This window comes from Luteitalea sp. (assembly GCA_009377605.1).
Taxonomy (GTDB): domain Bacteria; phylum Acidobacteriota; class Vicinamibacteria; order Vicinamibacterales; family Vicinamibacteraceae; genus WHTT01.
Genome location: WHTT01000044.1, coordinates 15,380 through 32,019 on the forward strand (window position 1 = coordinate 15,380; position 16,640 = coordinate 32,019).

General features: G+C 65.6%; 5 protein-coding genes. All 5 read right to left on the reverse strand.

The window, feature by feature from the left end:
• Nucleotides 1-2: 2 nt before the first annotated feature.
• The 5 genes from GEV06_15610 to GEV06_15630 are packed head-to-tail and all read right to left on the reverse strand — an operon-like array spanning nt 3 to nt 16,634.
• Nucleotides 3-896 carry an alpha/beta fold hydrolase gene (locus GEV06_15610; protein ID MPZ19321.1) on the reverse strand — a complete coding sequence of 298 codons (894 nt, stop codon included), beginning with the start codon at nt 894-896 and terminating at the stop codon, nt 3-5.
• 14 nt (nt 897-910) lie between these two features.
• Entirely contained in the window at nt 911-1,201 is a 291-nt protein-coding gene (locus GEV06_15615) for an acyl carrier protein (GenBank protein MPZ19322.1), read from the reverse strand.
• Nucleotides 1,202-1,242: 41 nt separating this feature from the next.
• Entirely contained in the window at nt 1,243-4,092 is a 2,850-nt protein-coding gene (locus GEV06_15620; GenBank protein MPZ19323.1) for a hypothetical protein, read from the reverse strand.
• A gap of 24 nt (nt 4,093-4,116) precedes the next feature.
• The gene (locus GEV06_15625; protein ID MPZ19324.1) at nt 4,117-9,078 is read right to left on the reverse strand and encodes an acyltransferase domain-containing protein; all 4,962 of its coding nucleotides are present in this window, start codon (nt 9,076-9,078) and stop codon (nt 4,117-4,119) included.
• The gene (locus GEV06_15630; protein ID MPZ19325.1) at nt 9,075-16,634 is read right to left on the reverse strand and encodes an SDR family oxidoreductase; all 7,560 of its coding nucleotides are present in this window, start codon (nt 16,632-16,634) and stop codon (nt 9,075-9,077) included. Before GEV06_15630 ends, GEV06_15625 begins: the two co-directional genes overlap by 4 nt.
• Between the last annotated feature and the right edge of the window lie 6 nt (nt 16,635-16,640).

The following is a 16,640-nucleotide window of genomic DNA, read 5'->3' on the forward strand; positions in this document are numbered from 1 at the left end:
CTCTACGCGAAACGTCTCGCAGGCGCGAGGCGAGCCGTCTCTCCAGACTCCAGGGCGACGGCCTCCTGACCATCACCGGTAATCACCCGCTGAAAGAAGGCCCGCATGTTCGTCGCGAGATACTCCGGCTGTTCCAGCGGACCGAAATGCTCTCCTCCCGGCATGAGCCTCGCCGTACAGTTCGGCAGCGTGTCACGTAGGAAGGAAAAGGTACCGAGAAACTGCGACTTCTCGCCGGAGACGAGCAATGTCGGCGTCGTGATCTCTGCGATGCTCTCACGCGTCATGGTCTCCACCTTCTCGTAGTCCTCCACCAATGTGGTGTTGCGTATGAGGTGCAGCAGCGGCTCCCTGCGTCGTGGCAGCCCACGAGCAGGTCCGTAGAACTTCGGCGTCTCGACGCTGAGATTCAGCAGGTAACCCAGGTCTGTTTGCTTGTCTGCCGGCACCTGAAGGCCCACCTCTTGGAGCTTCTCCACCCAGTACTTCCAACCCACCCAGTCACTCGACTTGCGCTCCTCGACGAGCGCGGGCAACGTCGGGTCGATGGCCACGAGCGCCTGCACGCGTTCTGGAGCGAGCAGTGCAAAGTTCAGCGCAATGTCGGCGCCAAAGCTGTGACCGACCAGGAAGGGCCGCTCGATCTCCAGCACGTCCATCAGCCGCTCGAGGTCGCGCGCCATGTCGTCCGTGCTGTAGCCTCTCGACGTCACGTGGCTATAGCCGTGGCCCCGGAGATCGTAGGCGGTGATGCGAAAGTCCTTCCTGAGATCTGGCACGATATTCAGATGCCACACGGCCAAATTGCCGAGCAGGCCGTGCAGCATGACCACATCGGGCCCTGCACCAACGGTGATGTAGTGCAGATCGATCTCGCCAACACGAGTTTTTGGCATGGCTCAATCACGTATCATGCGTTCTCAACGGCGACGTGCCCCTTCACGAACTCGGCCAGCTCACCGACCGACAAGTCACGTCTCTCACGCTGTCCAATGTCCGCGAACAGCTCGGCAAAGGGCATCTCGCGTTGATAGAAGTCCTGGAGCGCCGTGCCCAACACCACGACGTCGAGTGACTGGAAGCCCAACTGCGAAAACAGCAGCGTCTCGTCCGTGATCTCTTCGCTGCGGTCCCAGTCCGATGCCACTTCGCTGAGCATCTGCCGAAGATGGTCGAGGATGGCGTCTCGCGTTGGTGTCATGGGTTCAATTCCTGTCAGTTGTGAGCTCTCATCACTCACAACTACCTTGCTTTCGACGGAGCGCCGACGAAGTTCGACGGCTCCGACAACACGCCGGCCGCATCCTCGGCGCGTACGACATACAGCGATTGCAGCCAGGATGGCGCCATCTCCGAGAACTCGGTGTCGGTCGTGATCGCTGCCAGCTCGTACGGGAGCGGATACGCGTTCGGCAGCGGATCCGTCTCGGCGTTCGTTGCGGCGGCGCCCATCTGTAGGCCATACCGTTTGGCTGCGTCGATCGCCACGCACAGGGACGTGGGCTTCTGATCCTTTCGGGCACAGTAGGAATCGAGCTCCCCGGCGAGGATGCCCGGCAGCGTCGTCTTGATTTCCTTCCCGTCAGGGGTTGGTATCGTCAGCGTCGTTCTCTGTAGCAACTGGTCGACGGGGAGGACGGCCGCTCGATAGACGCGGTACCGCACCGCGTCAGGTGAGGGCGTCCACGACAAGCGAACCACATCGGGCTGCGTGTCCGCTTCCAGGTTCGTCGGCGGCAGCGGCGATTCCTGCGTGGTCCCTACGGCGGCCTTGAAGATTTGAAATCCATCTCGCTGCCGAGCCGTGCCGATGACGAGACCTATCGGCGTTGACTCGAGACTGCGGACGCCGGAGTTATTGGGATCGCCCAATCCGGTCTGCGTGACAACTTCCCAATGGATACCGTCGGCCGTGCGGAATAGGTCGAACCCGTATTGGTGACTGAACAGCTTGTCGAGAGGTTCCATGAATCCGAGCGACGGAAACAGGTACTGAAGTCCGATGCTCCAGTCCCAGGTGCCCAGATAGAGCTGCTCACCGTCGCTCGCCATGCGCCAGAAGTGTCCGTTGAACCAGCTGCCGAAGCCGTTGCCGAAGCCACTGAGCGGCGCCTTGTAGCCGTCAGGGGTGTTGCGCGGCTCACCGACGAGGAGGTCCCAGGTGTCATCGGGCCGGATTCGAATCAGCTCGGTGGGACGGTTCATTCCAACATAGAGATGGCCCTTGAACTCAGCGAAGCTGAGACCGTTGGGAGACCGAAACCTCTTGTCGGATTGATAGCCGCCCTTGGTCACAACCGGTACCCACTCGTAGGGCGGCGCTCCCTGCGCGTCCGTCTTGTACACGCCGTAGCCCTCGGGGCCATCGTCCTCCTCGGCCCCGGTCACTAGCGTCCCCAGGGAGCTGCCAATGCCGGTCGTGCAGTAGAGAGAGCCGGCAAAGGCTATGAGGTTCCATGCCGGGAACTCGTCGCGGGGCGGACTGACCTGCCGCCAGGCGTCGTTGCCGGCCGCCGGATCGGGCGACGCGACGACGACGCCCACACCGACGTAGTCGCCGATGGTGGCAAATAGCTGCCCGTTGTAGCTCACCAGCGATCGGAACGAGCGAAGCTTGGTCTGTTCGTCGACCAGCACGTTGCCGATCTCACCCAAGAACGTGCCGGGCTCCTGCGGGACCGGCGCCCAGCTCACGCCATCGACACTGCGCAAGAGACGCGGCGGCGCGTAGCCATCCGGCTCGAACGGCATCGGCTCGAACACGCTGCCGGACGTCACACCCCCGGCGTACAGCACCTCGGTCCCATCAGGCTCGACGAAGACCTCCATCCCGCGAAAGCCGACATCACGCGCCGTCCGCGCGACGACGCGCCCCTGATCGTCGACCAGCGGAATGGTGTTGGGCGACTTGAACACGCGCACCCACTGATTGGTCTCGGGCGTGTACTGCCAGATCTCTGCGCCGAGTGACCTGACGAGATCTGGGTAGTCTGGACACTGTCCGGTGTTGACGGCAGAGGGATAGACATTCGTGCCGATGCGCACATCGGACGTCAGCACACTCATGCAGAGCGCCTCGCTGGCGGTGCCCACATAGAGCTTGCCCTTGAACCATTTCACCGACCAGGCCCAGGTGCTGTGCTCGCTCCCTCCGAACTCGCTCAAGCCGTTGGTGGCAACTCGATTGAAGATCTGCAGCGTGTTCTCGAGCCCATGGATGCGCGCCCGAATCTTTGTGAAGACCCTGGTTCCCGTATCCGTGTCGAAGTGATGCGTTGGAATCACACCCAGGTCGGTCGCGAACTCGGGCGACAGGCGCGAGCGACCGACCGTGACGAAACCATCGTTGCTCGCGTCGAGGTGCGTCCCGGGCACGAGGTCGCGCAGAAGGCCTCCGGTCACGAGGGTGACGACATTGGTGGTGTGCCTGTTGCCGGTGGTCGTGAAGAAGGGGATGCCGAGCTTCCGCAGGATCGGGTCCGCCAGCTCGCGGAAGCCCTCCATGTTCGACGTTCGCAGGGAATTGACGGCAGGCGTCAACAGGTTGAGCTTCTGCGCGAGCTGCGGGTGCTCGAACGCCCAGTCAGCCAACTCGGTTCCGTGATTGGGAGACGAGATCGTGAAGACCGCACGCACGAGCGCCGCGGTCGCCGGATCGAGCATTGCCGCCTGGATGTCGACACCGCCTTTGGAGTGGCCGATCAGATAGAGCTTCTGAGCGCGGTAGTGACGCAGGATGCGCGGGAGCCGCCACCGCAGCGCCACGGCGTTGACCTCGATGCTTTCGTGATTGGGCGTTCCGTCTGGGCTCAGACTGATAAACGCGGTTCGATAAGCGGCCAGGTACGCCAGTGCGTACATGTCGTTGTTGCGCCACCAGTACCGTGCCGTCCCGCCGAACCCGTGCACGAAGACCAGCACGGGAGCGGTGGTCGCAGTGGGCAACGCACCGCCGTAGAAGACATTCGTATAGATCAGATCTCGGACCGGCTCTGGAATCTCTGCCTGTTGTCCTTGAGCGGCGGCGGATCCTCGCCCGATGACGAGGATGAGCACCAGCCCCACGAGCGGCGTGACACGTCGATGTGGCATCTCGCACCTCACATTGCTGTTTCTTCAGTCTCCCGCGCCTCGACCGCTCTCTGCGAGCTTCGTCGAGGCGGCCTCAGCGAGCCGCGCATCCGGCGCGGCAATCACGATCGCCGTAATGAGATCGTCCTCTCGTCTCGTGAACGCTCGAAGCGGCCCGCCGGACAGCAGCGGCACCCGCTCGGCAAGGTCCGCGCGCGGCTGAATCGTCACCCCGCCGGCATCGGCGTCCACGTCTCGCACGCTGAGTGACAGCAGCCCGTGCGACAGGCCGAGACCGAGGGCTTTGCCCGCCGCCTCCTTCGCGCACCACCCGCGAAGCAGCCACTCGTCGGTCGGTCCCGCAACATTCGTCAGGCGGCCGAGCTCTTCTTGATCGAAGGCGGCCGTCTCGAAACCGTCGTGCCGCCTGCTCACCCGCTCGACATCGATGCCGACGAGCTTGTCTGCATCGAACGTCGCGAGGGCCACGGCGGCTCCTTGCACGTGTGAGATGGAAACAGCGACCGTGCATCCCAGCGCCGCTTGCCAGGAGCCGCTCACACATGGACGGCCGGATTCGGCCGGCAAGACTTCCACATCGGCCGGGCAGAGGTCGACCCCAAAGCGCTCGGCGATGAGCCGCCGAACGGCGTCTTTTGCGACGACCCGCCCCAGCAGCCATTCGCATCGCCGTGCAGGCGCGGCTGGCAGCCCGCGCCAGCGCTCGCGCTCCCGGCGGCTCAAAACCAGGTGCGCCACCACGTTCAGCCAAATCGCACCGTGACCCAGGAGGAGCGTCTCCGGAAGATCGTCGAGGCGACTGCATGCCACTTCGTCTGGAGGAGCAACGCCGTCGATGGACGTCTGCCACGAGCGACTCAGATAGGTGCGCTGCGGGTCGACTTGCAGCGAGACGAGGGGCCGTGGCAGGCGAAATCGCCGATCCTCCCAACCTTCGACTTCGCAGTAAACGGCGCCCGCGGCGTCGACCAGAGCAAAGTCGCAGCGAGTCTGGTCATCGCCAAGGGCGCCGGCACGGAGCCGGCAGGTCATCTGCGAGCCAGACGAAGGAACAGGACCATACAGCCGCAACGAGCTCACTCGATACGGGAACACGTCCACCCCAGTCTCGAGGCGCTCCTTCGCCCAGAACGCCAGCACTTGACCCGCGCCGTCCAGAAGCACCGGATCCATGAGGAAGCGAGGCTCGGGCCGGGAGGCGAACAGCCCGTGGGTCGTGAGCGTCTGCAACGTGGCACTCGCGCCGTCGCTGCCGGCTCGATCCACGGACCGCACAGAACGGAACGCGGGACCATGGAACATTCCGTCGCGATACAGCCGATCCGATGTCCACTCCGACGGCCGCTCGTCGGTCAACGCGAAGGAATCGGCAAGCCTCGGCGCAGGATAGGCATCAGCAAACAGCAGCGTCCCCTCGACGAACACCATTCGACTCGCCTGACGGCCCGCCTCCGGCGGGCCGTCAGGCTCGCTCATGGCAAGCCGTTTCCTGTTTCCCGATTCCTGATCCCCGATCCCTTCGATCTTGGCGTGCACCTCGCCGCGATGTCCCGATGTCGCCTCGGCCGTCACGCGCAGCGTGACAAGACCATCGTCGAGCGCAATCCACCGATATGCTCGGACGTCTCTCATCCCGACGAAGAGCCGGCGGTCTTGAAGGAGCGAGGCCACCTCCGCGAGGATCTCCATGCTGACGGTCAAGGGCACCACGGGCAGCGCGTCCAGCTCCGGGTCGTCGGCAGACACCTGTCGACCCAGAACGTGATCTCGAATCCACCGGTCTTCCGTGGGATCGATCCGCCGCGTGGCAACGACGCGCCGGCCGGGAACGAGCTCCTCGACGTCTCCGATGAACGGAGGGGCGTCAAGGACGGCCATCGGACGTGCCACCGAATTTCCCGAACCGCGGTGCGCAGGGCGTCGTCTCAGATACTTGCCGAGGACATTCGCCTGCAGGCGGAGGAAGCGGTCCATGGTCTCGAGATGCTCGAGCATCGGTGACGAGAGAGAGGGCGAGGGGGTTATAGGCCCCTCGCTACCACGTAACGCTGACGGCGGGCGGGCTGGTGGGACATCGTGTGCCGGCGCAGCGGTCTCCTTCGTACGGGTTGCGAGACCCGGAAGCACGAAGTCCGCGGGAAGGCGAAGCGGCTGCAACCCGGTCTTGAGGCGCAAGCGACGAGACGGTTTCGCTGGACGGACTGGTTTGGCACCCGACGCGAGATCCACCCGCTTCGGATCGCGTCGTGCGTACAGGGCCGCGAGGTCCATCGGCACACCCTGCGCCACCAGCTGACCGAGTAAATGATTGAGCTGGGTAATGCCAGAGCGATGCGCCGTGTTGGACGGAATGGCCATGTACGTGCGACCGCGCAATGTATCCTCGATGAAGCCCGTGAGATTGGACTTCGGCCCGACTTCGACGAAGATGCGGGCACCACGGGCGTACATGGCCTCGACGGTGTCTCGGAAGCGAACGGCGCGAGCCCACTGTGACGCCACCAGCGATCGCACGCCATCGGGATCCGATGGCAGGGGCTGCGCCGTTACACAGGAGTACACTTCGACATCGGACGGCCCTATCCGCACGCGATCGAAATACGCACGCAGCGGCTCGCAAAAGCTTTCGAACCACGGGGTGTGGTAAGCCCGCTGGAAGGGAAGACGCTGACAAATAGCGCGAAGCGCCTGTAGCTCCCGCATGGCTGCCTCCACGCTCGCGTCCGTGCCACAGAGAACGACCTGATGAGGGCAATTGTCAAGCGCGATATGCAAGGAGCCACCGCTCCGCTCGGTCAAGGATTCCAGAACGCTTCGGTCCACGCCGCCGACGGCTACCAGCACGCCACCAGGAATGTCATCGGATAGCTTCAGACGCTCGAATGACGCGTTCACGCCACGAACGTGCTCGATGAGCTCCTCCTCCGAGGCAACGCGAATGATGCCCGACGCGAGCAAGGCGGAGTGCTCGCCGGTGCTATGGCCCGTCATGAACCTGGGACGGATCTGCAGCGCTCCGAGCAGCGCCGCCATCGCCTGGTTGGCCGCGAAGACGGCCTCGGCTCCGGTGTCCATTTCCCACAGGCGGTCGGGTGCCTTTTTCTCGTGTGGAAAGATCACCTCGCTCGGCAAATAGCCGCGCGGATGGTCGATGAACGCCCGATCCATGAAGTCGAACGTCGCACGAACCACCGGAAAATGCAGGCAGAGGTCCGCCAGCATGTTTGGGTACTGCGAGCCCTCACCCGGAAAGACAAAGGCCACACTGCCTTGTTGGGCGAGCGGCTGGTCGAAGAAGTAGACCCCGTTGTTGTCTCGCAGTCGCGTACAACGTGGGTCACGTAGCGCGGCCTCCGCGCGCTCGAGTTTTTGTGCCAGGTCCTGCGTTGTGCCGGCGACGATCGCGAGCCGAACGGGCCCGAGATCGGAACCGACGTTGAGGGTAAAAGCGAGATCCTTCAATGCGACATCGCCCTGCGCGTCGACCAACGCTCGGAGCTCCGCAGCGGACTCGGCAAGGCCCGCTCGTGACGAGGCGGAGAGGATCACCAGCTCCGTTTCCCAGCGATGCGCAAAGCTGAAGGTCTCGGCGCCGGCGGGATGCTCCTCGAGCACGGCATGCGCGTTGATACCGCCAAAGCCGAATGCGTTCACGCCGGCGCGGCGCGGCGTGTCGCGCCGGCCGTGCAGCCACGGTCGAGCCTCGCCGTTGATGTAGAAGCCGCTCGTGGCCAGGTCGAGCGCCGGATTCGGATCGTCGCAGTTGAGCGTGGGCGGCAGCACCTTGTGATGCAGGGCGAGCGCCACCTTGATCAGCGCGGCGATTCCAGACGCCGGCATGAGATGGCCAATCATCGACTTCACCGAGCCGAGTGCCCGCGTCGACCCGTTTGGCGTGCCGAACACTCGCCGCAGCGCTTCGATCTCGACGGCGTCACCCACAACGGTACCCGTGCCGTGGGCTTCGAGCAGACCGATGGTCTGAGGGTCGATACCCGCGCCCTCGTACGCCCGTCGCAGCGCAAGCTCCTCACCTTCGACGCGCGGAGCGAGCGGTCCCAGGGCCCGTCCATCGCTCGCCGTGCCGATCTCCTTCAGCACGGCGTAGATGCGATTGCCGGCCCGCTCGGCATCCTCGAGACGCTTGAGCACGAGCATGCCGACACCTTCACCCAGCAGCGTGCCGTCGGCCGAGCGGTCGAACGGGCGAATCTGGCCCGTCCGTGAAATCGCCTTGAGCTGGCAGAAGATCATCGTGATGACCGGCGGCGTCGACGCATGCACGCCGCCGACCACTGCCAGATCGCAGCGCCCGCTCCGCAGGTCGCGCATCCCCAGATCCACGGCGACCAATGACGAGGCACACGCCGCGTCGACGATGTAGTTCGGTCCCATCAGGTCGAGCCGGTTCGCTATTCGCCCGCTGATGATGTTCGGGACGAGCGCTGGCGCCGTCTCCGCATGAAACGGTGGAAGGCTGGACTTCAGCGCCTGCTTCACCGCCACGAGCTCCTCGCCTGTGTGCTCCGGGTGCAGCTGCTTCAGGATGCGCAGGACCTGATCAACGATGATGCCGTGCTGGATCGCCGTGGTGTTCCCTCGATTGACGTAGGAGCCACGGCCGATGATCACTTCGGACTTGGCGCCCGCGATGTCCGTCGCCAGATAACCGGCGTCCTTCAAGGCTTCATGGGCCGCACGGAGCGCCAGGAAATGATCCGGCTCGCCGCCGTCGACGGCGTTCGGCATCACGCCGTGCTCGAGCGGATCGAACTCGGCCAGGTTGCCGAGATAGCCGCCCCGGCTGCAGTAGATCCGATCGTTGGCGTCGACATCCGGGTCTAGGAAGAGCTCCGCTTCCCAGTCGGCGGGCGGATCGCCAATGGCGCTCACCTTGGCCAGGATGTTCTCCCAGTACTCCTGCACGTTCCGCGCGCCCGGAAAGACGCACGCCATGCCGACGATGGCGACATCCGGAGGCGTCATGCAGTCTTCTCCAACTCGGCCTGCGACAGCCCTGCCCCCTGCTGTGTGGTGCGCAGCCACGGCCCATCGCCAAACGCGACAATCGCATCCGCGCGGTTGGGATTGGTCAACTCCTGGATCGTGGCGTTGGCCCCCTCTTCGATGGCGATTGGCTCGACACCGCGCGCGCGAAACTGAGCGTGAACATCCGGCGACGCCATGCCGGCGCCAGCCCACGGCCCCCAATTCAATGCCACCACGCGCCCCGGCCACCGTGTCGACAGCCGCGCGGCGAACCCGTTGAGGATGCCGTTTGCCGCGGCATAGTCGAACTGTCCACGATTGCCGAACGTCGCGGTCACCGACGACATCAGCGCCAAGGCTCTCAGGCTCTCCGGCCGGAGCAGACGCGACAGGAGAAAGACACTGTCGGCCTTGGTATGCACGACGCGGTCGAATGAGTCGGGTGTCTTGTCGCCAATCAAACGGTCCTCGATGACGCCCGCCCCGTGCACGACGACGTCGAGCCGCCCGTACTGGCGGTAGATCTCGTCGATCACACCTCCGAAGCCCGCTTCGTCGCGCACGTCGACCTGCCGATAGACCACGTGACTGCCGGCGTCGCGCAAGCGCGCGAGGTTCCGCGCAATCTCGCGGCGGCTGAGCAGATCGCGCCAAGCGCGCTGGACGTCGACAGGGCGCACATGGGGATCGCCCGCCCGCAGCGACGCCGCCAGCGCCGTCTTCAACCGCTGAGGATCCTCGATGCTTGCCGTTTCAATGGGCTCGTTGCCGAATGGCTCCGGCGCGCGACCCACCAACACGAGCGTCGGGCGGTAACGGCGCGCCAGCGCGTAGGCGACCTCTGCCGTGATTCCTCTGGCGCCGCCCGTGAGCAGCACGACCCCGTTCGAATCGATGCAGGGCACCGCCGAGATTCCAGACACGTCGAGCGGCGCGGGCACCGGCGCAACGGTGACGCGTCGCCCTGACTCGTAGCCCACCGCCAGCGTGCGGTCATCACTGGCAATCTCGTCGAACACCCGCCGGCTGAGCACCGAGACCGGCTCTCTCGAATCCAGATCGATCGCCTTGCACCGAACAGGCAGCTCCAACGCCAAGGTGCGGATCGTGGCTACGACACCAGCGTGCGTCGGGATGATGGAGGGCGACGGCTTCGTGCCCAGTGCGCCGCCCATGCTCGTGACCGCGGCGAGAAACGTTCCTCCGGTGCCGTCGGGCCGCTCGAGGTCCGGCCGCGCCGCGCGCACGACCGCATACAGGCTGGTGATGTCGTGTCGCACGCGAGCGCGCCATGCCTCGAGGCTCAGCTCTTCCAGCGGCGCCCACGGCGCGAGTGGAAGCAGATGCAGAACTCCACCGATTGGTCCATGGTCTCGGCGGATCTGATCCAGCACGCGAGCCACACACTCGGGATCGGTGACGTCCGTCTCGTAGACCCCGGGCCGAGCCGCCGCCTCCTTCGCGCCTTGGCGCAGCACGACTGGACGCTCGCCGCGAGCGCGCAGCTCGGCCGCAATCTGATGGGCAACGCCGCATTCGTCATCGGTAATCACGGACACGCGTCCGGGCGAGAGTGCGGAAGCCGCGCCGACCAGCGGCGTGTCACACGAGACCAACGTCAAACGCGGCAGGTCGCTGGACGCGAACACCGCGCTCTCATCCGCGGCGCGTTCCGGCTCCTGCGATGCTGGTCCATCTGCCGTTTCGCCGCGCCGGCGTGGCGTCTCGCGGCCCGGTCCTGGCGGCTCCGGTTCGCCATCCCCCGCCCCGGTCAGCTCGCGAGTCAGCTCACGAAGGGTCTTCAATCGCGTCAGCCGATCCATGAGTCCCTGGACGTTGGTCTGCTCCGCCGGCGTCGACTGTCGCTGGAAGGCGCTGAGAATCTCCACCCGTTTGATCGAATCGATGCCGAGGTCCGCCTCCATGTCCAGATCGAGATCGAGCATCTCGATCGGATAGCCGGTCCGATCGCTCACGATCCGGAGAAGCCGCGCGACGACGCTTTCCGCGTGGTCCTCCTCCGCGACCTCTGCAGCGGCGCGTGGTTCCGCTGCAACCGGAGCAGACATGCTCTCCGTGATAGCGGGTTGCGGCGAGGCCGAGGAGACGGCCTCGGAAGATGGGACCGCGTCGTTGGCGGCTCTGAAGGGCTGTCGTACAGGAGGTGAAGCTACCGCGGGTGCAGCGACGGGCCAATCCGCGTCTTGCATGCCCTCCGCGGATCGCCCTTGCAGAAACGCCGTCATGACCGTGGCTTGCGTGTCGAGGAATTGCCGCATGACCTGCTGAAACTGGGCCAGCACTTCTTCTTCGCCGCCGCGCTGAACGGAGGGGCCAGGGACCAGGGGCGAGGGAGGAGGGGCAAGAGGCGACGGGCGAGGGGCGACGGGCGAGGTTTGAGGTTCGAGGTTCGAGGTTCGAGGTTCAGGGGTGGCCGGGGGGTGAGGCTTGGCCATAGCAGGGATCTCCTTCCCACGATCCGTCGCGACGGCCTTGACTTCGGCCGGGCGGGCACGTCCACCATTGACCAACCACAGCGCCGACCCGCGACGTGTGCCATCGGCCCGACCGGTCAGGCGACCGAGGTCGACCCGCTCGGTGACGCGGTCGCTGAACAACGCTTCGAAGTCCACGGGAACGCCGTGTGCCGCCAGCTGGCCGATGGTGTGCAGGAGCTGCACCAAGCCATCGGGGCCCGAGCCATCGATCGAGAGCACCAGGCCGTCGCGTTGGTCGAGGATTTGCCTGGCGAGAGCCGAGAGCGTCGTCCCCGGCCCGACCTCCAAGAAGAGCCGCGCACCGGCGTCGTACATCGCCGTAATTTCATCGACGAAGCGGACGGGCCGTATCAGATGCTCAGCGAGCAGCTGCGCGACCTCTCCCGGATCATCGGGATAGGGCGCTCCCAGAGAATTCGAATAGACCGGTATCCGCGGCCGCTGCCATGCCGTGGCGGACAAGGCGGCCGCCAATCGCACCTGGCTCGCCTGCATGAGCGGCGAGTGAAACGCACAGGCCACCGGGATTGGTTGGCTCTTGAGCCCGGCACCTGCAAGCCGACGGGTGGCTTCTTCAAGAGCAGCCGTACCGCCCGCAATCACGGTCTGGCGCGGTGAGTTGAGATTGGCCAGCCAGACTTCGGCAGGCGCGTCGCCTTGGGCCGCGAGTGCCTGGACGACTTCATCCGCCGCCGCGTAGACGGCGGCCATCGTCCCGGCGTCGCCGCCGAGCGATTCCTTGATCACGCGCCCGCGAATCTCGGAGATCTCGAACAGCGCCGATTCGTCGAGCACACCGGCAGCCCACAATGCGACATACTCGCCGTAGCTGTGACCGGCGGTCATGTCTGGGCGGATGCCGAGCCGTGCCAACAGCTCCGCGGCCCCGACCTCTATGGCGGCCAGCGCCGGCTGCGCCACGTGCGTATCCGTGATCGCCGCGCGCTGCCGTTGGCGAGCCTCATCGTCGAATGCGGGCGCGGGGTAGATATACGCGCTCAACGGATGCGGCAATCGACCGGACAGCAGCCGGTCGGCCCGCTCGACGCTCTCGCGCAGATCCCCGAACCGCACGGCGAGGTCTCGCAGCATGTTGGGGCGCTGGGAGCCTTGGCCAGAGAAGAGGAACGCGATCTTGGCGGACGCGTCCGGACCAACTGATAGATAAACGCCGCGGCGGTTCGCCAGGGGGACCGGACGCTCGACACTTTGGGATCCCGTGAGGAGCCCTCGCGCCTGCGCCAACTTGGCGCGCAGATCCTCCAAGCTGCCGGCGACAATGGCCAGTCGCACTGCCGCCTTCGCGGCTTCGCCGCTTCCGCCTTCGCGCTCCGCGCTTCGGCGGACAGGTCGGTGGGCAAGGCCGCTATGGCCTGAAGAGCCGCAGCATACGGCTGCAGCAAGACCACTGAGGGATTGGCGAGCGCCACGCTCGAGGGATTGGCGAGCGCCACGCTCGAGGGATTGGCGAGCGCCACGCTCGAGCGATTGCTCGAGCGTGGCGAGTGTTGTCTCGAGCGCGGTGGCAGAGTCGGCGCGCCAGAAGAACACCTCCGCGGGCCAGATCGGATCGGCGACGTGCGCGGCGCGATCTCGAAAGTCGCCGCCGTATTCCTCCAGCACGGCGTGGGAGTTCGTGCCGCCGAATCCAAACGCGCTGACTCCGGCGCGGCGGGGCACCCCGTCTGGGCGGGAGATCCATGGTGTGGCGTCGGTGTTGAGGAAGAACGGGCTCTCCGGCTCTTGGAGCTTTGGATTCGGCCGCTCGACGTGGAGCGTTGGTGGGAGCACTTTGTGGTAGAGGGCCAACGCCACTTTGATGAGACCAGCGACGCCGGCCGTGCTCTTCGTGTGCCCGATCATCGACTTGACCGAGCCGAGCGCACAGGTGCCGGTCGATGCGCCGGCCTTTCGAAAGACCTCTGTCAGCGACGCGACCTCCGCAGCATCGCCCACGACGGTTCCCGTGCCATGAGCCTCGATGAGGCCAACGCTGCTCGGCGAGAACCCGGCCTCGGCGTAGGCGCGCTCGAGCACGCGCATCTGCCCTTGCGGCCGAGGGCTCGTCAAGCTCTTGTCCCGCCCGTCGCTCGAGGCCGCAACACCTTTGATCACGGCGTAGATGCGATCGCCGTCCCGCTCGGCGTCGGCCAGTCGCTTGAGCACGACAACCGCGAGCCCCTCGCTGATTGCGATGCCGTCGGCCGTGGCGTCGAAGGCGCGGCAGCGACCGCGCGGTGACAGCGCTTGCGTCTTGCTGAAACAGAGATACCCAAATGGGCTCTGGACGGTATCCACCCCTCCGGCGATCACCAGATCGCTGGATCCAGAGGACAACTCACGCGCGGCGAGGTAGACAGCCGCAAGTGACGAAGCACATGCCGCATCGACCGTGAAGTTCGCACCGCCGAGGTCGAAGCGGTTGGCGACGCGGCCGGCAATGACGTTCAGTAGGATGCCGGGGAAGGAGTCCTCGGTCCACTGCGGCAGCCGTTCGAGGACGTCGGACGAAGAGCCGTCCACGTCCATCATCGGCAGGGTCGCTCTGAAGCCGTACTGAAGGCCGAGATCGCCAAGCCCGCCGCCAGCACCGAGGATGACCGACGCCCGCTCGCGGGCGAACTCGCGATCGAGATAGCCCGCATCCTGCAACGCCTGATGGACGACCTCGAGCGTCAGCAACTGAACCGGATCGATAGACGACAGCGCGTTCGGCGGGATCCCATACTGCACCGGATCGAACGTCACATCGTCCAGAAAGCCGCCCCAGCGCGAGTAGATCTTGTCCGGCCGATGACGGTCGGGGTGGAAATAGCGATCGACGTCGAAGCGCTCCTTCGGCACCTCGGTAATGGCGTCTACCTTGGAGAGGATGTTGTGCCAGAAGGTGGAGGCGTCGGAGGCACGAGGCAAGAGGCATCCGATGCCGACGATGGCCACGTCACAAGGCGCGTGGCGGAATGGTCGCTCCTGCACCCTGGTGTCGACCGACTGGCGATCGAGCAATCGCTCACTGCCCCGCGACACGTCCTCGTGGAGCTCTGCAATGCTGCAGACGCGATTGCGAAGCACGGCGAGTTGGCCGAGCATGTACATGCCGTCGCGTCGCTGCTGCTCCGCACTGACAGCGGTGTAACGGGGCTCGCTGTGGGCGCCGTCATCGGTCGCACGTGTGATGCCCTTCGACGCGACGCGAAGCCGTCCGACATTGAGGCTCTCGAGCTCGTCGCGGATCTCGCCAGCAGGACGCCCTTGGGCAACGAGGTCTCGCTTGGCGCTGTGGAACAGGTCACAGAAAGGAGTCTCGGCGCAACGCGTGGAGTGCCCGGGCCCCGTCTCCAACAACACCGTGCGCGTGCAAGCAATGGCTTGCTCTTGGAAGTCACTGAGAATTGCGCCGGACCGAACGGCTTCTTCGGTGAAGAGGTAGGCCGTTCCCATGAGGATACCGGTGCGCACGCCCGCGGCCGCCAACGGTGCGGCAATGGCCTGCACCATCGCCGCCGATCGGGCGTCGTGGATACCTCCGGCAAACAGCACGTGCAGCTCCTCGGCGTCCACGCCGCCACGGATGGCGTCGAGGAGCAGCTCGACCATCGAGCTCCACAGAACGAAGCTGCTGCGTGGACCCACGTGCCCGCCGCACTCGCGGCCTTCGAAGACGAAGCGGCGGGCGCCCTCGTCCAGAAAGAGGCTGAGGAGCGCCGGCGCAGGCACGTGTAGATATGTCGCGACGCCGCGTGCCTCCAACGCTGCTGCCTGGTCCGGTCGACCTCCAGCAATCAACGCGGCCGGCGGATGGAAATCTTGCACGACATCCAGCTGTTCCTGCCGCAGGTCCGGAGGAACGAAGCCCAGGATGCCGATGCCCCACGGTCGCGTCCCCAGCCGTGCCTGCGTCTCTTCGAGCAGGGTCCGAACCTGGGGTCCTCGCATGAGCGCAAGCGCCAAGAAGGGAAGGCCGCCACCGTCGGCAACCGCTTCTGCGAAAGCCGGCGTGTCACTGACCCGCGTCATCGGGCCTTGCACAATTGGATAGCGAGTTCCGTGCGCCTGCGCGAGCGGAGCGCCTGGGGCGAGCGCTCGCGCCTCCTTGGCCGCGGCGATGTGTGCCCCGCAAGACGCGTGGAGCGCACCAACGATCCCGGCGACGTTCTTGTGCCGTCTGACGAGAGACGCTGCAAACGCGGCCTCTTGGCCCAGCAGCCAGAGGTTGTTCGCCGGATCTCCCCAGCCCACGTGGGCCCGGATGGTGGCGCGCCAGTTGGCCGGCTCGCCGAAGCGCGACCGACCAAGGCCCGGCGCCGCGTGCGGCTGCAACTCGTCGATGATGGGCGCCCCAAGCGATCGATAGACGCGGACCGCGTCTCCGAGCTCAGAGCCCAGACAGATCGTCTCGCTGCCGTCGATGCTTTCGACGATCCGGCGAACCGATTCCGGCAAGCCAGACTCCGGCGTCAACAGGAGCTGGCTCTCCAAAACGACGCCCGCCGCGCCCGCCACGAGACATGCCGGCGCCGTCTGCAGCCCAATGCCGCCCGCCGCCCACACGGGGAGATCGGAGCGCGCCAGCAGCCGCTGCAACAAGATGAAGGTCGTCTCCTCGCCGACGAACCCGCCAGCTTCGTGCCCCTTGGCGATGAGGCCATCAACGCCACAGGCTCGTCCCAGGTCCGCATCCTCGACCGAGGTACACTCCAGCCACACGCGACGGCCGATCGCACGGACAGCCGCCACGAACGTCTCGAGCGTCTGCGCATCCGCGGCACAGGCAATCACGAGATCCACCGCGGCGGGCAGATCATGCAGGATGTCGGTCGAGAGCTCCGGCTCGTCTGGTGCGAGCTTGACGGCCAGCACACCTTTTCCGTATTGCGCCAGACGATGCATCGCACGACGGGCCGCGGCGCGGTCGCGAACGTGGACGAGATTCAGAATGCCAACGCCACCGCTGCGGCTCGCGGCGATAGCGATTCCAGGATCGGGCCAACCCGCAATGGTGCTGGCGGCGATCGTGAAGGACTCCCTCCCCTTGTGTGTGAGCCCAGCGATCATGACCGA